Annotated in this window: 22 protein-coding genes; 8 read left to right on the top strand and 14 right to left on the bottom strand. The window is 61.4% G+C overall.

The window, feature by feature from the left end; translation table 11 throughout:
* Position 1: 1 nt before the first annotated feature.
* The 5 genes from WF513_RS17415 to folE2 form a co-directional block, all read right to left on the bottom strand.
* A complete protein-coding gene (locus WF513_RS17415) occupies positions 2 to 373 on the bottom strand; it encodes a hypothetical protein (RefSeq protein WP_339080668.1) in 372 nt (123 codons plus the stop codon).
* A gap of 98 nt (positions 374 to 471) precedes the next feature.
* Complete coding sequence (locus WF513_RS17410; RefSeq protein WP_339080667.1) at positions 472 to 1,344, bottom strand: metal ABC transporter substrate-binding protein; 873 nt, start codon at positions 1,342 to 1,344, stop codon at positions 472 to 474.
* Positions 1,345 to 1,354: 10 nt separating this feature from the next.
* Positions 1,355 to 2,176, bottom strand: a complete 822-nt coding sequence (locus WF513_RS17405) for a metal ABC transporter permease (protein WP_339083649.1) — start codon at positions 2,174 to 2,176, stop codon at positions 1,355 to 1,357.
* Positions 2,177 to 2,217: 41 nt separating this feature from the next.
* Positions 2,218 to 2,889, bottom strand: a complete 672-nt coding sequence (locus WF513_RS17400; protein ID WP_339080666.1) for an ATP-binding cassette domain-containing protein — start codon at positions 2,887 to 2,889, stop codon at positions 2,218 to 2,220.
* Positions 2,886 to 3,782, bottom strand: coding sequence for a GTP cyclohydrolase FolE2 (gene folE2, locus WF513_RS17395; RefSeq protein ID WP_339080665.1), 897 nt, complete (start codon positions 3,780 to 3,782; stop codon positions 2,886 to 2,888). Before folE2 ends, WF513_RS17400 begins: the two co-directional genes overlap by 4 nt.
* A gap of 91 nt (positions 3,783 to 3,873) precedes the next feature.
* Between folE2 and dksA the strand changes: the two genes are divergently transcribed.
* Genes dksA through WF513_RS17380 form a run of 3 tightly spaced genes read left to right on the top strand, consistent with a single transcriptional unit; the run spans position 3,874 to position 6,148 of the window.
* Positions 3,874 to 4,284 carry an RNA polymerase-binding protein DksA gene (gene dksA / locus WF513_RS17390; RefSeq protein ID WP_339083647.1) on the top strand — a complete coding sequence of 137 codons (411 nt, stop codon included), beginning with the start codon at positions 3,874 to 3,876 and terminating at the stop codon, positions 4,282 to 4,284.
* Positions 4,285 to 4,298: 14 nt separating this feature from the next.
* A complete protein-coding gene (zigA, locus tag WF513_RS17385) occupies positions 4,299 to 5,504 on the top strand; it encodes a zinc metallochaperone GTPase ZigA (RefSeq protein WP_339080664.1) in 1,206 nt (401 codons plus the stop codon).
* A complete protein-coding gene (locus tag WF513_RS17380; protein ID WP_339080663.1) occupies positions 5,504 to 6,148 on the top strand; it encodes a DUF1826 domain-containing protein in 645 nt (214 codons plus the stop codon). The genes zigA and WF513_RS17380 overlap by 1 nt, the downstream gene beginning before the upstream one ends.
* 101 nt (positions 6,149 to 6,249) lie before the next feature.
* Here the strand turns inward: WF513_RS17380 and WF513_RS17375 are convergent, their stop codons facing one another.
* Positions 6,250 to 6,603, bottom strand: coding sequence for an NADH:ubiquinone oxidoreductase (locus WF513_RS17375; RefSeq protein WP_339080662.1), 354 nt, complete (start codon positions 6,601 to 6,603; stop codon positions 6,250 to 6,252).
* Between the two features lie 142 nt (positions 6,604 to 6,745).
* Between WF513_RS17375 and WF513_RS17370 the strand changes: the two genes are divergently transcribed.
* Together WF513_RS17370 and WF513_RS17365 are read left to right on the top strand one after the other, a co-directional pair.
* Positions 6,746 to 7,756 carry a CobW-like GTP-binding protein gene (locus WF513_RS17370; RefSeq protein ID WP_339080661.1) on the top strand — a complete coding sequence of 337 codons (1,011 nt, stop codon included), beginning with the start codon at positions 6,746 to 6,748 and terminating at the stop codon, positions 7,754 to 7,756.
* Between the two features lie 56 nt (positions 7,757 to 7,812).
* Positions 7,813 to 8,691 (top strand): alpha/beta hydrolase, encoded by an 879-nt coding sequence (locus WF513_RS17365; protein ID WP_339080660.1) that lies wholly within the window; start codon positions 7,813 to 7,815, stop codon positions 8,689 to 8,691.
* A 29-nt stretch (positions 8,692 to 8,720) separates the two neighbouring features.
* Here the strand turns inward: WF513_RS17365 and WF513_RS17360 are convergent, their stop codons facing one another.
* The 4 genes from WF513_RS17360 to WF513_RS17345 form a co-directional block, all read right to left on the bottom strand.
* Positions 8,721 to 9,125 (bottom strand): DUF3301 domain-containing protein, encoded by a 405-nt coding sequence (locus tag WF513_RS17360; RefSeq protein WP_339080659.1) that lies wholly within the window; start codon positions 9,123 to 9,125, stop codon positions 8,721 to 8,723.
* 30 nt (positions 9,126 to 9,155) lie between these two features.
* A complete protein-coding gene (locus tag WF513_RS17355) occupies positions 9,156 to 9,641 on the bottom strand; it encodes an acyl-CoA thioesterase (RefSeq protein ID WP_339080658.1) in 486 nt (161 codons plus the stop codon).
* A 128-nt stretch (positions 9,642 to 9,769) separates the two neighbouring features.
* Positions 9,770 to 11,137 (bottom strand): glutamine synthetase family protein, encoded by a 1,368-nt coding sequence (locus WF513_RS17350; protein WP_339080657.1) that lies wholly within the window; start codon positions 11,135 to 11,137, stop codon positions 9,770 to 9,772.
* Positions 11,138 to 11,342: 205 nt separating this feature from the next.
* Positions 11,343 to 12,734, bottom strand: coding sequence for an aspartate aminotransferase family protein (locus tag WF513_RS17345; RefSeq protein ID WP_339080656.1), 1,392 nt, complete (start codon positions 12,732 to 12,734; stop codon positions 11,343 to 11,345).
* Positions 12,735 to 12,856: 122 nt separating this feature from the next.
* Between WF513_RS17345 and WF513_RS17340 the strand changes: the two genes are divergently transcribed.
* Positions 12,857 to 13,627: an SDR family NAD(P)-dependent oxidoreductase gene (locus WF513_RS17340; RefSeq protein WP_339080655.1), complete on the top strand. Its 771-nt coding sequence runs from the start codon at positions 12,857 to 12,859 to the stop codon at positions 13,625 to 13,627.
* A 208-nt stretch (positions 13,628 to 13,835) separates the two neighbouring features.
* Positions 13,836 to 14,495, top strand: coding sequence for a GntR family transcriptional regulator (locus WF513_RS17335; protein ID WP_339080654.1), 660 nt, complete (start codon positions 13,836 to 13,838; stop codon positions 14,493 to 14,495).
* Between the two features lie 9 nt (positions 14,496 to 14,504).
* Here the strand turns inward: WF513_RS17335 and WF513_RS17330 are convergent, their stop codons facing one another.
* Positions 14,505 to 14,915 (bottom strand): SMI1/KNR4 family protein, encoded by a 411-nt coding sequence (locus WF513_RS17330; protein WP_339080653.1) that lies wholly within the window; start codon positions 14,913 to 14,915, stop codon positions 14,505 to 14,507.
* Between the two features lie 132 nt (positions 14,916 to 15,047).
* On the opposite strand from WF513_RS17330, the gene WF513_RS17325 reads away from it, so the two are divergent.
* Positions 15,048 to 15,641 (top strand): hypothetical protein, encoded by a 594-nt coding sequence (locus WF513_RS17325; protein WP_339080652.1) that lies wholly within the window; start codon positions 15,048 to 15,050, stop codon positions 15,639 to 15,641.
* A 4-nt stretch (positions 15,642 to 15,645) separates the two neighbouring features.
* On the opposite strand, the gene WF513_RS17320 is transcribed toward WF513_RS17325, so the two are convergent.
* From WF513_RS17320 to WF513_RS17310, 3 genes are all read right to left on the bottom strand, one after another.
* Positions 15,646 to 16,014: a VOC family protein gene (locus tag WF513_RS17320; protein WP_339080651.1), complete on the bottom strand. Its 369-nt coding sequence runs from the start codon at positions 16,012 to 16,014 to the stop codon at positions 15,646 to 15,648.
* 137 nt (positions 16,015 to 16,151) lie between these two features.
* Positions 16,152 to 17,000 carry a TIM44-like domain-containing protein gene (locus WF513_RS17315; protein WP_339080650.1) on the bottom strand — a complete coding sequence of 283 codons (849 nt, stop codon included), beginning with the start codon at positions 16,998 to 17,000 and terminating at the stop codon, positions 16,152 to 16,154.
* Positions 17,001 to 17,128: 128 nt separating this feature from the next.
* Positions 17,129 to 18,217 carry a TRAP transporter substrate-binding protein gene (locus WF513_RS17310; protein WP_339080649.1) on the bottom strand — a complete coding sequence of 363 codons (1,089 nt, stop codon included), beginning with the start codon at positions 18,215 to 18,217 and terminating at the stop codon, positions 17,129 to 17,131.
* Between the last annotated feature and the right edge of the window lie 63 nt (positions 18,218 to 18,280).

Below are 18,280 nucleotides of genomic sequence, written 5' to 3'. Positions count from 1 at the left end.
TTCAGCGCTTGCTCGAACGTTGGCGTGTCAGGCGTTGTTGCCAGTTGCCGCCATCGACCCTCAGGCACTGTTGTTCGTTGTCGAAGTGCACGTGGGTTGGGAGCGTTTCGAGTTGAATCGCCGCTGCTTCTAAAGCACCAGCGGTGAGTGTCTGCATCAGGCGATCCTGTCCCTTGGCGATGGCGGCGTCCTGTTCCGCCTGCCCGGCGAAGACCCAGATCACCCGCAGGCTTTCTGGGAAGCGCTGGTAATCGACGTCATGGGTCAGCCACTGGAAGCCGACAATTTCTACCTTGCCGGCTTCGCAGGCGTCGGTGAGGGCCGCGGCCAGTGTCCGTTCGATTCGGCTTTGCTCGCGCTTGGTAAGGCTCATGGGCTTCCTTGGTGGTGTGGGCGTGCAGGATAACGACTAAATGGGCTGATCAGCGGACGAATGTCGCCCCGCTGGCCCGATCTGTTTCAACCATAGGTTCATGGCTTTAGTGCGGCCAGCAGGGTGTCGAGGTTGTACTTGAACATGCCCAGGTAGGTGCTGGCCGGTCCCTCGCTGGCCAGCGCATCGGAGTACAGCGTGCCGCCGACTGTGGCCCCAGCCTCGCTGGCGATTTGCTGGATCAGGCGTTGGTCGCGGATGTTTTCAACAAACACGGCTTTTACCCCGTCGCCGCGAATCTGCCGGATCAGCCCGGCCACGTCGGCGGCGGACGGTTCATCGGCGGTGCTCAAGCCCTGCGGCGCGACAAATTTCAGGCCGTAGGCCTGACCCAGGTAGGCGAAGGCGTCATGGCTGGTGATGATCGTGCGCTGTGCCGGTGGCAGTTTGCCCAGGCTGGCGCGGGCTTCACTCAGCAGGGCGCGAATCTGGCTGATATAGGCCTCGCTGCGGTAGGCATAAAACTCTGCGTTGGCCGGATCGATCTGGCTCAGCGCCTTGGTGATGTTGCGTACGTAAATCTCGGCATTGGCCAGGTTCTGCCAGGCGTGCGGATCGGCCACCTGCTGGCCGTCTTCATCGAGCATCAGCGGCAGTACGCCGGTGCTGGCATCGATGCGTGTACCGGGTGCCTCGCTGCTGGCTATCAAGCGCGCCAGCCAAGGTTCAAAGCCCAGGCCGTTGGCGATGATCAGGTCGGCGGCGAATACCGCTTTGGCATCCTCAGCGCTGGGCTGATAGACATGCGCATCGGCGTCGGCACCCACCAGGTTGCGAACTTCGAGCTTATCTCCGGCAATTTGCTGGGTAATGTCGGCCAAAATGCTAAAGCTGGTAACAACTTTGAGCTTCTCTTCAGCGTGGGCGAACAGGGCAAAACTTAAGGTCAGCAGGGCAATCAGGGTGCGCATGGTGGATTCCTTAGGGTGCGTGAGATAAATGCGGAGGACGACGCAGCAGGCCGTTTAGTGGGCCAAATGCAACGGAGCCGATGTAAGCCAGGCCGGCGAGCAGCACGATGCACGGACCGCTGGGCAGGTTGGCGTAGTAGGAGAGCAGCAGGCCGAGCCAGACGCAGGTTGCGCCGGTCAGGGCGGCGAGCAGTAACATGCGCGGCAGGCGGCGGCTCCAGAACCGTGCGGCGGCGGCCGGTAACATCATCAAACCGACCACCATCAGCGCGCCGATGGCCTGAAAGCCGACCACTAAATTGAGCACCACCAAACCCAGAAACAGCCCGTAGGCCAGCGGGCCGAAGCGGCTGACCCCGCCGAGAAACAGCGGGTCGAGGCTGTCCATCAGCAGCCAGCGGTAAATCAGGGCGAGCAGCAACAGGCTGCCGATGGACACCAGCAACATGCCGTTCAGGGTGGGTGGGTCCACGGCCAGCACCGAGCCGAACAGCAAGTGCAGCAGGTCGAGTTGATTGCCGGCCAGGCCCAGCAGCAACACGCCGCTGGCCAGCGAAATCGGATAAATCGCGGCCAGGCTGGCGTCTTCACGCAGGCCGGTGCGCCGCGTCACCCAGGCGGCGATTCCGGCCATGCCAAGGCCAGCGACCAGCCCGCCAAGCGTCAACGCTGGCAGGCTCAGGCCAAACAACCAGAAGCCCACTGCCGCGCCAGGCAAGATGCCGTGGGCAATCGCATCGCCCATCAGGCTCAAACGACGCAACACCAGAAACACTCCCAGTGGTGCGGCACTCATCGCCAGCGCCACGCCGCCCAACAACGCGCGGCGCATAAAGGCGAACTCGACGAAAGGCGTCCACAGCAGCTCCAGGCTCACGCCACGTGCTCCAGCGGCGAGCGTTGGCCCATCAGCTCACGAATCGGCGCGAAGATGCAGCCGCTGCGCGACACCAGCAGCGCATTGTCCAAGTGCTGGCTCATGTGGCTAAGGGAATGGCTGACGACCATTTGTGTGCGGCCTTCTGCCTGCCAGCGTGCGATGTGCTGCCAAAGCAGGGTCAGGCCGTGTTCATCCAGTGCGGCCTCTGGCTCATCGAGCAAGAGCACCTGCGCCTCGGTCAGGCTCAGGCGGGCAAGCAGGGCGCGTTGCAATTCACCGCCGGACAACGCTTGCAGGCTGTGCTGTTGCAACTCGCTCAGGCCCCAGTCGGCCAATGCCTGCTCTAACCGCGCCTGACGTTGCGGGCGACTCAGGCGGCTGCGCCATAACCCGGCGCTGACCAGATCCTGCAGGGTGATCGGGAATTGCCGGTCCAGTGCCTGCTGTTGCACTAGGTAGCCCACGCCACCCAAGCGCGGTACGGTCAGTTCGACCTGCCCGCGCAAAGGTTGAGCGATGCCGGCGATGACCTTGAGCAGGCTACTTTTGCCACAGCCGTTGCTGCCGATCACCCCGGTCAGGCTGGCGCGGGGCAAGTGCAGGTTCAAGGGTGGGGTCAGTGGGTGTCCGGCAGGGCCCCATTGCAGGTTGTGGCAGTGGATCATGCCGGGCTCCAGTTCCAACGGCTGATGGCAACCGCATCATGGGCGTGCAGGCTTTCCGCGTGCACCACGCGCAGGTGAAAGGCGCTGAAGGCCGGTTGTTCGCGCAAGGCACTGTGCAAGCGGCGGGCAGCGTCTTCGCAGAACATCAGGTTTTGCCCGTTGGCCAGGGCGAAGGCCTGCTCATCGGCGCGCTTTACCGCCGTCTGCACGGCAGTGCCGAGGGCCTGTTCGGCGGCGTCGATCAGCTCAACCAGTGGCAACTCTGTGCTGTCGGCCTGCAGGCGCACCTGCAAGGTGGCGTAGCTGCGCTGGCTGTGCGGTGTGGCGACGATGCCGTGAGGCGAAACGAGCCATGCCAGCACCTGTGCATGGCTGAGCGGCTGGTCGGCGAAGTCGTGGGAAAACTGCTGCTGAATTAACTGGCGGGCCAGTGCGGCTGAGCAGGGGCACGTCGAGGAATAGGCCACCTGCACCTGTAGTTCCACGTGAAACCCCCATGAATCCTGGCGTGCACGCACTTCGAAGGGGTAGGACTTCCACCCCGACAATGGGCTGACCAGCGCCGGACGACTTAACAAGGCGTCGCCGTTAAGGGTCACGCTGGCCGCTTGCGACAGGCCTTCGTGGCTGCGCAAAAAACTGTTGAGCAACTCTTGCAGCACGGCCGGAGTCAGGGGGTGCGCTTCCAGCGCATGCAGCGCTAGGTACAGCCGCGACATATGAATGCCACGGGCATTGCCATCGTCGAGGCTGACGCCGGCACTGGCGCGGGCATTGATGCGCTGGTCGGCCAGCAACACAGGCAGGGCAATGTCGCCCATGCCCACCCAGTCCAGGCGCTGTGCATGGTGGCTCGCCTGGCTGGCGATGTCCGGCAGGGTGAGTGCATTCATCTGAAAATCCGAGGTGGCGGCGGGTGATAAATGTTATGTTATAACAATTAAAGCCATATACCAGTGAATTCGCATCATGAGCACGAGCCTGATTAGCCAGGAACAACTGCTGGCCCAGCCAGCTGATCACTACATGAACAACACCCAGCTGCAGTTCTTCCGCGCCTTGCTAATCGTCCAGCGCGACGAGCTGCAAGCGCGAATTAGCGAAGAGTTCGAAGGCCTGCGCGAGCGCGAAACCAGCAGCGACCCCGCCGATATCGGCAGCGCCGAAGAGCAGCGCCAATGGCAGCTGCGCCTGTTGGAGCGGGAGAAAAAGCTGCTCGACAAGATCAACCAAGCCCTTAGTCGCCTATCCCGGGGTGAGTTTGGCTGGTGCATTGAGACCGGTGAGCCCATCGGCCTTAAGCGCCTTCTGCTGCGGCCCACCGCCAGCCTGTGCATCGAAGCCAAAGAACGCCAAGAGCAACGCGAAAAACACCTACGCCATACCGAACAATGATGGAGCCTGAAATCATGACCAATCGTCTTCCTGTAACCGTGCTGTCCGGCTTTCTCGGTGCCGGTAAAAGCACCTTGCTTAACGCCATCCTGAAAAACCGTCAGGGGCTGAAAGTCGCGGTAATCGTTAACGACATGAGCGAGATCAACATCGATGGCAGCGAAGTTCAGCGCGATGTCAGCCTGAGCCGTGGCGAAGAAAAGCTCGTGGAAATGAGCAACGGCTGCATCTGCTGCACGTTGCGCGAAGACCTGCTGGAAGAAGTCGGCCGTCTGGCCCGTGATGGTCGCTTCGACTACTTGCTGATCGAGTCCACCGGTATTTCCGAACCGCTGCCGGTGGCCGAGACCTTCACCTTCCGCGGCGAAGACGGCCAGAGCCTGGCCGATGTCGCGCGTCTGGACACCATGGTGACGGTGGTCGATGGGGTGAACTTTCTGCGCGACTTCCATGAAGCCGAGAGCCTGGCCAGCCGGGGCGAAACCCTCGGTGAAGACGACGAGCGCTCGATTACCGACCTGCTGATTGAACAAGTGGAGTTCGCCGATGTACTGCTGGTGAGCAAGATCGACCTGATCAGCAGCCGCGAGCGCGAAGAGCTGATGGCCATCCTCAAGGGGCTCAACACCCACGCCGAGATCATCCCCATGGCCATGGGCGCGGTGCCGCTCAACAAAATCCTCAACACCGGTCGTTTTGATTTCGAGCGCGCGGCCCAAGCGCCGGGCTGGCTCAAAGAACTGCGCGGTGAGCACATTCCGGAAACCGAGGAATACGGCATCGCCTCCACGGCGTACCGGGCGCGTCGGCCGTTGCATCCTGAGCGCTTCTTCACCTTCATCAACCGTGAGTGGACCAACGGCCGCCTGCTGCGCAGCAAGGGCTTCTTCTGGCTGGCCAGCAAGCACCAAGAGGCTGGTAGTTGGTCGCAGGCGGGCGGACTGATGCGCCATGGTTTTGCCGGGCGCTGGTGGCGGTTTGTGCCGAAAGATCAGTGGCCGACCGACGACGAAGGGCTGCAGGCGATCATGAAAAACTGGGAGGCGCAAAGTGGCGATTGCCGTCAGGAGCTGGTGTTTATTGGCCAGAACATCGACTTCGCGCAACTGCATGCCGAGCTGAATGCCTGCCTGCTGACCGATGCCGAAATGGCTCAGGGCGTGGGCGCTTGGTTGGCGCTGCCGGACCCGTTCGGCCCTTGGCAGGAGGAGGCCGTCTGATGCTGGCGCCAGTTTTGCGTCAACCGTTGCAGCAGGTCAGCCGCGAGCAGATCGAGGTGCTCGGTGAGGTGCTGCGTGACGAGGTCAACCTGGCCGTCTGGCAGCGTCAATTACCGGCGCAGGTCAGTGGTTTTGCCAGCGCCTTGCTGGCCCAAGGCAGGCCATTGGGGCACTCCAGCGTGCTAGAGCTGCCCAGCCCGGAGAGCGAGCCGAACCTGAGTGGGCTGGTCGATACTTACAGCGATCTCCCCGGGCAGGCGGCTTTTTTGCAGGATGTCAGCTGGCTGATCAGCGCATTTGCTTGCCTGTTCGATGCCCAGCGCATCGGCGTGCGCCTGCGCATTCTCGACAAGGCCATGTGCCCGCGCTTTCACGTTGATCAAGTGCCGGTCAGGCTGATCACCAGCTACGCCGGCGTTGGCAGTGAGTGGCTGGCTGAAGGTGTTATGGCGCGGCGTCGTCTGGGTGATCCGACCGCCGAGCCCACTGATGCGGCGCTGATCGAGCGCGCCAAGACGGGTGACGTGCTGCTGGCCAAGGGTGAAAAATGGATCGGTAATGAGGGCGGCGGCTTGATCCATAGGTCGCCGCAACTGCCGGTTGGCCAACAGCGGCTGCTCTTGACCCTAGACTGGTTGGCGTAATCGCTTGCCAAAAAAATAGGCGGCGGTGCAGGTCGCCTTAGTGTCCGGACGGCACGTCGGTACTTGAGTCGGCATGCCGGGATAAGGCATCCACGGCGCTGCTAACGCGCCATCCACACACCCCTGCTCTGCTTCTCGCAAAAAGGTTTGAGGTAATTGGCGTCGCTGGCCACACCGTAATAGTGCACATCCTGCTTATAGGGCGTGCCGCCCACCGTGGCGTTGCGGCACACGCCGAAGGAGCCCTGCGGGCACTGTTCGACAAACTCGACCGCGACCTTTTGCCCCTTTAGCTGCGGTTGGCAGAAGCCAGTGCGGAACAGGTTGGGCGGGATGCTACGGTTCTGCTGGCAGACCTTCACATCCAACCGCTCAGCTTGGCTATGCACCACACAGGCTTCGCCCCAGGCTAAACCAGACAGGCTAAACAGGCTCAGCAGCAGAAAAGCGCGCATCAATAAACCCTCAAAAAATATGCCGGCGACTCTAGCATGCAGGGTTTAATCAGTCTGCCAGCGGCGTTGGGGGCAGGGTGTTAGGCCGTTAGAATGGCCCGGTAAATTCTCCTTCTCTACGGACACTAAATAAGCGCCGCTCATGCTGAAAAATATCCCCACCCATGTCATTACCGGGCCGCTGGGTGCTGGTAAGACCAGCCTAATCCGCCATCTACTCGCCCAGCGTCCCGCGCACGAACGCTGGGCGGTGTTGATCAACGAGTTCGGTTTGGTGGGGCTTGATGCTGCGCTGCTGGCCACTGACGACGAGGGTATTACCCTGGGCGAGGTAACTGGCGGCTGTTTATGCTGCGTCAACGGCGTGCCCTTTCAGGTCGGCCTTACGCGCTTACTGCGCCACGCTAAACCGGACCGGCTGTTTATTGAGCCGTCCGGCCTGGGTCATCCGCTGCAACTGCTCCAGCAATTACGCGCAGCACCTTGGGCTGGGGTGCTGGCGGTGCAGGCACCCTTGTTGGTGCTCGACGCGCAGGCGCTGGCCGCCGGTGACGCACCGCCGGACAGTCAGCAGGCGGTGCTCAGCCAAGCCGGGCTGCTCCTGCTGAATAAGGCCGAAAATCTGGATCAGGCCGCCCGAGCGCTCATCCAGGACCAACTGCCGGCGCGACCGCTTTACTGGACCCGCCAAGGCGCACTGCCACTGGCGCAACTGCCCGGCTTTAGCGCCCAGGCTCATGTTGGCGATGCGTTGGTCGACCTGCCCGTCGTTCTGGCTTCTTTGCCCCAGCTCTGGCGCAGCCCGGATGAGCCGATCTGCCAAATGCAGCAGCAAGCCGAAGGCTGGAGTATTGGCTGGCGCTGGCACCCCAGCCAACAATTTGAGCTGATGCGCGTGCAGCAGTGGCTGAGCAGCCTGCCTTGGCGGCGCGCCAAGCTGGTGCTGCACAGCAACGCCGGCTGGCTGTCCGCCAATACCCTGCACGGCCAGCCGCTGGACAGCCGGCCTCTGGATGGCCAGCCCCTGGATAGCCAGCCTCTGCACTGGCAAACCAGCGAATGGCGCAAGGATTCGCGGCTGGAGCTGATCTTCACCGAGGCGCAAGACAGCGCAGCCTTGCAGCGAGCGTTTGCTGAGTGCCGCATGCAGTGAGAGGCAAGGCCTGCGGGTATTGATAAACTGCGGCGACTTTTTTCTGGATAGCGCTTATGCAACTGCTTCCTTGGTCCCACGATTGTTCCGCTGGCTTCACTCTACGCGGCTGGTATACGCCGCCTTCAGGTAAGCCGTTGCTGCATTTTCTGCATGGCAATGGCTACTGTGGACGGGTGTATACACCGTTGTTGCAGGCGCTCAGCGAAGACTTCGACCTGTGGTTGTGTGATGTGCAGGGCCATGGCGAGAGTGACCATGGCGGACGCTTTCACGGTTGGAACCGCAGTGCCGAGCTGGCGCTGGAAGCCTTTGCCATCGGCCGTGAACGCTTTGGCGAGGTGCCAGTTTTTGCCCTTGGGCACAGTTTTGGTGGGGTGCTGACCAGCTTGATGCTAGCCCAGCAGCCGCAGCTTTTTCAGCGTGCGGTGTTGCTCGATCCGGTGCTGTTCGGCCCAGCCATGATTGGGGTGATGGCGCTGTCCGATGTGGTCGGCTTGAGCCGGCGCACCACCTTGGCCAGTAAGGCACTGAAACGCCGCAGCAGTTGGCCGGACCGTACCGCTGCCTATGCGGCCTTGCATGGTCGCGGCATGTTTCGCGGCTGGACCGAAGAGGCGTTTGCGGCCTACATCGAGCACGCGTTGAAAGACAGCGAGCAGGGTGTCGAGCTGAAGTGCCGGACGAGCCGTGAAGCGGATATTTTCAGCTCTTTCCCTAAGCGCTTGTGGCCATCCTTGGCCAAGGTGACAACGCCGACCCAGGTGCTTTACGGCCAACACAGCTACCCCTTTGTGGCCAAGTCAGTGGCGCGTTGGTGCGCCAGCAATGGCCATGTCAGCGCGCATGTGATGCCGGGTGGGCACTGCTTTATGCAGGAACAGCCGGCCGACAGCGCCGCCCGCGTGGTGCACTTTCTGTTGCAGCGTGATTAGCGACCCGTCGCGGCGAGGGTGACGCGCTCTTAGTGACGTGGTGTGTTGTCGTCAGCGTCGTGCCGCTGGCTGCGCCACTGCTGCATTTCGATCACCTGAGCGCTGGGCGCTGGCGGCTCCCGAAAAGGGTGGGGTGCCAGCTCAATACGCCCCAGCTGTTTGCCAAACAGGGTAATGCTGCCGATATGCCGTTGTTCGCCTGTGACCGTGAACTCAAAGCCATACACCCGCGCCATACGCTTACGCCCGCGCGCATCGGGCAACAGGGCGAGCCGGCGCAGGGCAACGTTACCATCGAGCAATTCGACGTCAGCTTTGGCGCAGTGCTGTTGCACCAGCGTTAGCGCTCGCTCGCGCAAACCATGGGCGTGCCACAGCCACGCGCAGGCGGTGGCGAACAGCATCAGTAGAAACACATCAAACAGGTCAATCATGGTGGCTCCGGCAGCAGCACATCGGGGTGCTCAGCCTTCTGCTAGGTTAAGCGCTTGGTAGCGCTGTTGCAGTTCGTGACGTATCTGCCGGCGTTGCAGGCCTTGGCGCTGGCGGCGCAGGCCATCCGGCGTGTCAGGCGTCAGGGTGGGAATGGCGGCGGGTTTGCCTGTTTCATCCACCGCAACCATGGTGAAGAAGCAGCTGTTGGTATGCCGCACCGAACGTTCGCGGATATTTTCCGTGATGACCTTGATACCGATCTCCATGGACGTACGCCCCGTATGGTTGACCGAGGCGAGGAAGGTCACCAACTCACCGACATGCACCGGCTCGCGGAAAATCACTTGGTCCACCGACAGGGTCACCACGTAGCAGCCGGCATAGCGGCTGGCGCAGGCGTAAGCAACTTCATCGAGGTATTTGAGCAACGTGCCGCCGTGGACATTGCCGGAGAAATTGGCCATATCCGGGGTCATCAGGACGGTCATCGACAGCTGGGCGGTTCCGGCTTGCATAGGGCACTCTGAGGCAGGTTGATCGAGCGTATAAACGGCTGTGACGCTCGATTAGCCTGCCACGGTACGGGTTGTGGCAAACCATAAGCAAGCGGCTGGCGCACTCGGCGCTAGCCGGCTTGTCCCGATCAGGCGTGGCTTAGGTACCAGCGCCAGTCCTGCTCACCGACCTCGCCCATAAACTGACGGAACTCGGCCCACTTGATGGCCAGGAATACCTTGAGGAAGTCCTCGCCCAGCGCTTCTTTGGCCCAGGTCGATTGCTCCAACGCCCGCAAGGCGGTTAGCCAGTCGGTGGGCAAGGTTTCGCAGGCTTGCTCATAGCCGTTACCGATGGTGGCCTCGCCCGGATCAATCTGGTGTTGGATGCCGTGGTGGATGCCGGCAAGAATCGCCGCTGCAGCCAGATAGGGATTGGCGTCGGCGCCACAGATGCGGTGCTCAACATGCCGGCTCTTGGCCGGGCCGCCGGGGACACGGAACGACACGGTGCGGTTATTCACGCCCCAGCTCTTCGCCAATGGCGCGTAACTATTGGCCTGGAAGCGGCGGTAGGAGTTGGCGTTGGGGCAGAAGATCGCCAGGGTGTCATTCAGCGTCGTCAGCATGCCGCCGATGGCGTGGCGCAACAGCGGCGTACCCTGCGGGTCGTTGCTGGCCATCAGGTTGTTGCCCTCGGCATCGGCCAGGCTGACATGCATGTGCATGCCGCTGCCGGCTTGGTCGCCGAACGGCTTGGCCATAAAGCAGGCCTGCAGCCCGTGCTTGCCTGCCACACCCTTGACCAAACGCTTGTAGCGCACGCCTTCATCAATGGCCTGCAGGGCGTCGAAACGGTGTTCGAGAGTCAGTTCAAGCTGGCCCGGCGCGTATTCAGAAATCGCGGTGCGCACCGGCAGGCCCTGCACCTCGCAGGCGACATAGAGGTCATCAAGGAACGGCTGCAGTTGTTCCAGTTCGTACACGCCATACACCTGCGGTGCCTGCGGGCGCACGCCATTGGTCTGCAGCGCGGGTTGCGGCCGACCGTTAACATCGCGTTGCTTATCCAGCAGGTAAAACTCCAATTCCACCGCCATCACCGGGTGGTAACCATCAGCCTTGAGCCGGTCGATGGCGCGAATCAGCACATGCCGTGGATCGGCCGGCGCAGCGGGCAGGCCCTGAGTGGGGTGCATGCTCACCTGCAGCTGGCCGGTGGGGCTGTTGCGCCAGGGTTGCAGGGTCAGACTGCCGGGGATTGGATAGGTCCAGCAATCGGCGTCAGCGACTTCCCAAACCAGACCGCTCTCTTCCACGTCCTCGCCTTGAATGGTCAGCGACAGGATCGAACTGGGCAGCGGTCGGCCGTTCTCATAGACGGCCAGCAGCTCGTCACGGTGCAGCAGCTTGCCACGCGGAATGCCGTTGGCGTCGATCAACATCAGTTCAATCAAACGCACCTCGGGGTGCAGGGCAAGGAAGTCGTGTGCTTCCTGAATATCGGCGAATTGCATGGTGGCTATCTCGTTATTGGCCGGGACAGGCGGCTTTTGTAGGAGCGGGCTTGCCCGCGAAGGGCGGTAAAAAAGCATCGCGGCCAAGGCCGCTCCCACAGTGGCGTAGGGTGGATCGGGGCGCGTAGCTCGCGCTTATCCATCCACCAGGGGTGCCTATTGGTGGATGGATAAAGCGTCATCCACCCTACGTTCTGATGTGCATTTATTCGCGGGCGCCGGGGATGGCCAGCAACTCGGTTAGGGCTTGGTCGAGCATGCCGATCAGCTGATCCACATCATTCGCCGTGGTACTCGGGCAGCACAGGGTCATGTTGTGGAATGGAGTGATCAAGATGCCGCGGTTGATCAGGTACAGGTGCAGGGCCATTTGCAGTTCGTCATGGAAGGCGGCTTCGGCCTCGGCGCCGGTCTTTGGCGACAACGGGCAGAACTGAAATTCGCAGCGCGCGCCCAGCTCGGTCACTGACCAGTGCAGGTCGTGCTTAGCGATCAGCGAGCGGAAGCCATCGGCCAGGCGTTTAGCCAGCGGCAGCATGTGTGCGTAGGCGGCTTCGGTCATGACGTGTTCTAAATTGGCACGCATGCAGTGCATGGCCAGGGCATTGGCCGACAGCGTGGTGCCCATGCCGCTGTGGCCATGACCGTGGCTGTCTGCACTGGCGCGTTGGTGCGCGGCAGTCATGGCTTCAGCCATCGCCGCGCTACAGCCGAAGATGCCGCACGGCACGCCGCCAGCAATCGGTTTGCCGACCACAAAGAAGTCTGGCTCAAGGTTCCACAGCTTCGTGCAGCCCCCCATGCCCGTCGAGATGGTGTGGGTTTCATCGATGATCAGCAGGCTGCCATATTTTTGCGTCAGCTCACGGCACTGCTGCATAAAGCCCGGTTCGGGCAACACCATGCCGATATTGGTCATCGCCGGTTCGCAGAGCAGCGCACACACATCACCTTGGGCCAAGGCGGCTTCCAGCGCGGCGACATCGTTAAAAGGAATTGAGCGGCTGTATTGGGTCAGGTCATAGGCCTGGCCGACCAAGCCACTGCGCGGCACGGTGGCACCGTCGCGGCAGCGCACCATCACATCATCAAGCGTGCCGTGGTAGCAGCCGTCGAACACCAGCAGGGTTTTACGTTGGGTGATGGCCCGCGCCCAACGCAGCACGTAGCGGTTTGAATCGGTGGCAGTGGCGGTGACCTGCCAGAACGGCAAGCCAAAGCGTGCGGCCAGCAGTTCGCCGCACACCACCGCGTCTTCGCCGGGCAGCATGGTGGTCAGGCCATTATGACCCTGCTCAGCAATGGCGTTGGCAATCGGCTCGGGTGAATGGCCGAACATGCTGCCGGTGTCACCCAAGCAGAAGTCGATGTATTCATGGCCGTCGATGTCATAGAAACGCGCGCCCTTGGCTCGCTCGACAAACAGGGGCGCGGGGGTCGACCAGTCCGCCATCCAGTGCATCGGCACGCCGCCATACAGTGAGTGGCGCGCACGCTCGGCCAGGGCCACAGACTTCGGGTTGCGCGCGATAAAATGCTCCCGCTCACGGCTGACGAATGTTGTTACGGCGGCGGGATGGATACCACTTGCAGTCATATTGAACACCTCGTTCGATTCTCTGCACATGCTATTTTGTGATCACAGAAAACTCAAGCGTTGGTTTTGCAGCAGGTTATTGCTAGATTATTGGCATATTTGTGATCACAGGATGATGGGTAATGGTATTTCAACACCACGTGGCGTTGGTCAGCGGTGCCGGCAGTGAGTCAGGGATCGGCCTGGCCATTGCCCGCCGTCTGGGGCGTGCCGGTGCGCGAGTATTACTGACGGCCAGCAGTGCGCGGGTTGAGCAGCGTGCTGCCGAGTTGTGTGCCGAAGGTATCGACGCACGGGCCAAAGCGGCTGATTTGACGGACGAGCAGCAGGTGGCTGAACTGCTGAAATGGGCGCAGGCGCAGTGGGGCCAGATCGACATTCTGGTGAACAACGCGGGCATGGCCATGCAAGGCAGTCCCGAGCCCTTCGCCGAGCTGGCTGACATGGACTGGGCGACGTGGAACCTCTCCATCGCACGTAACCTTGGCACGGCTTTTTTGCTTACCCGCGCGGTGCTGCCGGGCATGCGCGCGCGCGGCTACGGACGCATCGTCAATATCAGCTCAACCACTGGCACCCGGGGCAGCAACCCCGGTGAGACCGCCTACAGCGCGGCCAAGGCGGGCATGCTTGGCTTGTCTATGGGCCTGGCGCTGGAAGTAGCCAAGCAAGGCATCACGGTCAATAGCGTGGCGCCAGGCTGGATCGCCACGGGCTCAAGCACCGAAGAAGAACAGCATGCTGCGCTTTATACGCCACTGGGTCGCGCGGGTCGGCCGGAAGAAGTGGCGGCGGCAGTGGCCTTTTTAGCGTCCCCCGAAGCCAGCTACATCACTGGTGAAGTGATCGTGGTGGACGGTGGCAATTGCCTGATCGAAAACAAAGCCCCCTGAGCGCTTCTGCGTCGGTCAGGCGTTGTTGCAGGGATACTCGAAAATGCTCATTGACTGCAGTCAACTGCGCTTTTCAAGCACCCCAGCGCCTAGCCTGCCTCTAGCAGAACCACTCAGGCCAATTTGCTGAACTCCGGAGAATCCCATGCATAACTGCTCGCTGACCCTCGCTCAACTCCCCGCGCCGCCGCTACGGGGCTGAACGACCATGGCCGACAACCTGCAAGATCAACTCTACCAACGTATCCGTGAGGGCCTGCTGGCTGGACGCTTCCAGCCCGGCGAGCGGTTGAAAATCCGCGATCTGGCCGCCGAATGGGGCACCAGCCCGATGCCGGTACGCGCCGCGTTGCAGCGCCTCGTCGCTGAGGGTGCGCTGGAAGGTGAGCCGCAACGCTCGGTGCGCGTCCCGCCAATGACCCGCGAGCGCTACCAGCAGATCTTCCAGGTGCGCCTGAGCCTTGAAGGCTTAGCTGTGGAGCTGGCCACACCGCGCCTGACGCCGGCCGACCTGGCGGAGCTGCGCGACTGCGTGGCGCGCATGGACGTCGCCATCGAGCAGCGGCAGATCCAAGCCTATCTAGATGCCAACAGCCAGTTTCACCTGCACCTCTACAGTGCCTGCGGCAACCCAGTTCTGTTGCGCTCAATCGAATCGCTGTGGCTGCAGGTCGGGCCGTTTTTCAACCGGCTATTCACCGAAGCCGACCTATCGCTGCGTCTCAATGATTTCCATGAAAACGCATTTGCCGCCATCGAAGCCGGTGACGCCAAAGCCGCCCGGCAGGCCATGGAGCAAGACCTCAGCTACTTCGCGCGGTTTTTGCTGAACCTGCTGGAACTGGAGCAGGCGGCCAAGCGCAGCTAGCGGCAAGTTTCAGCTTTCCAGCCACACGTCGCGCACCCAATGCCAGACCGATTCCCAGGTTTCGTCTTCGTTGATTTCAGTGGTGTCGGCTTCCCAGAGCAGCACGGTGCCGTCGTCTTCGACCACGTAATAGTTACCGCGGTCTTCGCACAGGGGCACGAACTCGCGGGGCACGCCGAGGGACCAGGCCGTAGCAGCGACTTCGGGCAGGTAGGTGTGGGATTGCGGATCGGCGGCGGTGACCGGCTCCAGGCGACCATAGACCACATCACTGACCTGCAGCAGGTATTCGCGCAGGGCGAAAGGCAGGTGGATAAGGATTTGCTCCTGAATATCCACTAGCGTTTCTTCTTCCGGTAACTCCAGCGGGACGGGCACCGGCTCGTTGAGTTCGCGCAACTGTTCGATGACTTCTTCCACGGGGTGGCCTCTTTATGCAGGTAATACGGGAGCGTCTTATACCTTAGACGGGGCTGAGCAAAAAGCTGGCAAAGTGCTATCGTTCAGTTTAACTGAGGCGTCAGTTTTTTAACGTCATAAACTGGTCACATTATGAAGAGCCAAGCGCAAGAGTCTGAAGACGGTGTGCTAAGCGAGGAACAGCGGCTGCAGTTGCTGACCACGGCAGGCAAACGCAATCGGTTGTTTATCATCGGTTTGGCCGTGTTGCTCGGCAGCCTGATGCTGGCATCGGTGGGGTTGAACATTTACAGCCTGTTCAGTGTCAGCGAAGACCCGCGCATCGCGGTGCTGGAAAAGCAGGTGCTTAAGCTTGAGCAGCGGTTAGTGGTGCAGCAGAGCGCACTGAGTCATCAAGAAGCGTTATTGGCCAGTCAGCAGGCATCACAATTGACCGGGCTGTTCGAGCGGGTGGAAAACCCCGATACCATCGGCCAAGTCAGCAAGGTGCTGCAGGATCAAGAACACGATTACCAACAAGTGATGCAGGGCTTGAGGGTAGGCATGCGTGATCTGGCCAATATGCTGCCGGGCTCGCGCAGTTGGTTGGCGCAATACGAGGAAGCCATTGATCGCGCGCAACTCAACAGCCGTAAACGCAGCGAAGAGACACAGGCATGGAGCGAAAAAGCCCAGCAGCCGGTCCCGGCGGCCAAGCCGCCGGGCACAACTGTCGATCCGGGTTAATGCGTTAGCCCATATGGAAGAAGGCCAATTTGTTGCCATCGTGGTCGCGGAAATAAGCGCCGTAGAAGCCGGGCATGCGCTCGCCGGGTTCGCCTTCGCTTACTGCGCCGAGTTCGATGGCCTTGGCATACAGCTTGTCGACGCCTTCGCGGGAGCCGCCGGGTAGAGCCACCATGTTGCCGTTACCCGGGTTAGGCGCTTGCTTGTCGTAAGGCAGGCACAGGGCAAACATTGGCTGACCTTTGGCAGCGCCGTAGAAAGCGACGCGGCCGATGTCCATGACGATCTTGGCGCCCATTTCAGCCAGCAGGGGCGTGTAAAAGGCTTTGGCCTTTTCCATGTCGGCGGTGCCGATCATTGTGTATCCGATCATTGTTCAATCCTCAGGAGGGTAGTGTTGGCAGCATTAAGCTTGCCCGCAGAGTGTATCGGGCGCCAGCGCATACGTTTACTGAATGATGGATAAAGAAAAACCCGAGCATGCCCGGGTTTTCGAGGGTGCAGCGGGTATTAACCGTTCTGGCGGATACCGGCAACCAGCCACGGCTGGTTGTCACCGGCCGCACGTTCCATGCGCCAGCTTTCGCTGAACGCTTCGCCTTGGTCAAAGCGTGAGGTCTTGGCCACGCCGGTGAACGTTAGGGTGGCGACGGTCTTGTCGCTGAGGTCATCGACGCCATCCAGCTGCACGTCGAGATCGTCGACATAGGTGGACTGGAAGCCATCACCCAAATCGGCACGTTCGCGGCTAAGGAAGTCCAGCAGCTGTGGGGTGACGAATTCGGCAATCTTGCCCATTTCATTAGCATCCCAGTGCTGTTGCAAACTGAGGAAATGCTCACGGCCAGCGCTGACAAAGCTCTGCTCGTTAAACCAGGCCGGTGCATTGATCACCGGCTTGATGGCGGCGGCGCTGCTGCCACCGAAGATTGAGTGGGGTGCAGCTTGGGTCGGCATTTCCCGCTGGTAGGGCGCACCACCGGCAGCAGCAGGCTGAGCCTGACGACGACGGGCCGCGAGGAAGCGGAACAGCAGGAAGGCGATCAGGCCGAAGATCAGCATGTCCATGATCTGCAGGCCTTCAAAGCCATCGCCCATAAACATTGAGGCCAGTAAGCCACCTGCCGCGAGGCCGGCCAACGGGCCTAACCAGCGAGATGCGCCACTGGCGGCAGCGGTTTGACGACCGCCTGCAGCCGGTGCGGCCTGTTGCTGTTGGGCCGGCGCCTGACGGGCTTGGTGGCTGGGCGCCGAGCCGAAGGATTTGCCGCCGCCCATCCGCTTGGCTTCGGCGTCGAAACTCATGGTCAGGCCGAGGCTGAGGCACATGGCCAGGGCAATGCTAAGGAAACGCTGCATGATTAGCTGTCTCTTGGTTATTGGATCTATGCGCGGCATCTTGCCCGGCGAAACGGCTGCTGGCTAGGCATAGAATGTTTCCGGCTTTTGCCCGGTGTAACGCTGTGCACCGGCTGTGTGACGCTGGATTAGCGCCAGTTGTAGAGTTCTTTCTCAGACAGCTCGTGCATCAGGCGCGCGTGTGCCTGAAATGCCTGCATCGACGCCCAGATACGACCATTGAGCTCGGTTTGCCCGGCCAGCTCGCCAAGCACAACTTCTGACTCGCGCTGCAGCGCCTCAAGCACCTCGTCGGGGAAGCGTTTGAGCAGGGTGCCTTGCTGCTTGAGCTGATCGAGTGCCAGGGCGTTGTGGTAAACGTAATCGTCGAGTAAGTCTTGGTTGGCGGCCCGCGCGGCTTCGGTAAGGATGGCCTGCAAATCAGCCGGCAGGCTGTCGAGCGCTTGCTGGTTGATCAGCAACTCGAGCACCGCCTGCGGCTCTTGCCAGCCCGGGTAGTAGTAGAACTTGGCCGCTTTGTGCAGGCCGAACGCCAGGTCGTTGTAAGGGCTGACCCAGTCGGTGGCGTCGATGGCGTTGGTTTGCAGCGCGGTGAACACCTCACCGCCGGGCAGGTTGACGGTGGTGGCGCCGAGCCTGCTGAGCACTTCGCCGCCGAGGCCGGGCATACGGATTTTCAGGCCTTTAAGATCATCCAGTGAGTTGATTTCTTTGTTGTACCAGCCACCCATTTGCATGCCGGTATTACCCACTGCTAAGGGTTTTACGCCGAACGGTTGATAGGCTTCTTCCCACAACGCTTGGCCGCCGCCCTTGCTCAGCCAGGCATTCATTTCGCTGGCGGATAGGCCAAAGGGTACGGCAGTGAAGAACTGCGCGGCCGGCACCTTGCCCTTCCAGTAATACGCCGCGCCATGGCCCAGCTCGGCGGTACCGCGCGAGACCGCATCAAAGACTTCCAGTGGCGGCACCAGCTCGCCACCGGCGTACACCTTGATCGTCAGGCGCCCGGCGCTCATGGCCGCGACCCGCTCGGCCAGGCGCTCGGCAGCGGTGCCCAAGCCGGGGTAGTTCTTCGGCCAGGCGGTGACCATCTTCCATTGGAAGGTCTGCACCGGCTCAGCGCTGGCTTGTGGGGCGGCAGGTTCTTCCTTGCAACCGCTCAGGCCGAGAGCGGCGAGCAGGGCGCTGGCGAGCAGCAAAGGACGGCGGATCATGGAGGCTCCTTATTATTCGCAGGTTGATTCCGTAGCCCGGATCCAGTCCGGGATAAATCTTGA

The organism is Pseudomonas sp. TMP9 (genome assembly GCF_037943105.1).
Classification (GTDB): Bacteria; Pseudomonadota; Gammaproteobacteria; order Pseudomonadales; family Pseudomonadaceae; genus Aquipseudomonas.
The sequence above is the reverse complement of the archived record's forward strand: the minus strand, read 5'-3'. Positions and strand labels throughout refer to the sequence as shown.

Coding starts and splice junctions, on each gene's coding strand:
- WF513_RS17335 (WP_339080654.1), top strand. CDS start 13,836: ATGGCCGACAACCTGCAAGATCAACTCTACCAACGTATCCGTGAGGGC.
- WF513_RS17365 (WP_339080660.1), top strand. CDS start 7,813: ATGCAACTGCTTCCTTGGTCCCACGATTGTTCCGCTGGCTTCACTCTA.
- WF513_RS17415 (WP_339080668.1), bottom strand. CDS start 373: ATGAGCCTTACCAAGCGCGAGCAAAGCCGAATCGAACGGACACTGGCC.
- zigA (WP_339080664.1), top strand. CDS start 4,299: ATGACCAATCGTCTTCCTGTAACCGTGCTGTCCGGCTTTCTCGGTGCC.
- WF513_RS17325 (WP_339080652.1), top strand. CDS start 15,048: ATGAAGAGCCAAGCGCAAGAGTCTGAAGACGGTGTGCTAAGCGAGGAA.
- WF513_RS17320 (WP_339080651.1), bottom strand. CDS start 16,014: ATGATCGGATACACAATGATCGGCACCGCCGACATGGAAAAGGCCAAA.
- WF513_RS17315 (WP_339080650.1), bottom strand. CDS start 17,000: ATGCAGCGTTTCCTTAGCATTGCCCTGGCCATGTGCCTCAGCCTCGGC.
- WF513_RS17355 (WP_339080658.1), bottom strand. CDS start 9,641: ATGCAAGCCGGAACCGCCCAGCTGTCGATGACCGTCCTGATGACCCCG.
- WF513_RS17410 (WP_339080667.1), bottom strand. CDS start 1,344: ATGCGCACCCTGATTGCCCTGCTGACCTTAAGTTTTGCCCTGTTCGCC.
- WF513_RS17350 (WP_339080657.1), bottom strand. CDS start 11,137: ATGCAATTCGCCGATATTCAGGAAGCACACGACTTCCTTGCCCTGCAC.
- WF513_RS17310 (WP_339080649.1), bottom strand. CDS start 18,217: ATGATCCGCCGTCCTTTGCTGCTCGCCAGCGCCCTGCTCGCCGCTCTC.
- folE2 (WP_339080665.1), bottom strand. CDS start 3,782: ATGAATGCACTCACCCTGCCGGACATCGCCAGCCAGGCGAGCCACCAT.
- WF513_RS17400 (WP_339080666.1), bottom strand. CDS start 2,889: ATGATCCACTGCCACAACCTGCAATGGGGCCCTGCCGGACACCCACTG.
- WF513_RS17340 (WP_339080655.1), top strand. CDS start 12,857: ATGGTATTTCAACACCACGTGGCGTTGGTCAGCGGTGCCGGCAGTGAG.
- WF513_RS17405 (WP_339083649.1), bottom strand. CDS start 2,176: ATGCGCCGCGCGTTGTTGGGCGGCGTGGCGCTGGCGATGAGTGCCGCA.
- WF513_RS17375 (WP_339080662.1), bottom strand. CDS start 6,603: ATGCGCGCTTTTCTGCTGCTGAGCCTGTTTAGCCTGTCTGGTTTAGCC.
- WF513_RS17360 (WP_339080659.1), bottom strand. CDS start 9,125: ATGATTGACCTGTTTGATGTGTTTCTACTGATGCTGTTCGCCACCGCC.
- WF513_RS17345 (WP_339080656.1), bottom strand. CDS start 12,734: ATGACTGCAAGTGGTATCCATCCCGCCGCCGTAACAACATTCGTCAGC.
- WF513_RS17380 (WP_339080663.1), top strand. CDS start 5,504: ATGCTGGCGCCAGTTTTGCGTCAACCGTTGCAGCAGGTCAGCCGCGAG.
- WF513_RS17370 (WP_339080661.1), top strand. CDS start 6,746: ATGCTGAAAAATATCCCCACCCATGTCATTACCGGGCCGCTGGGTGCT.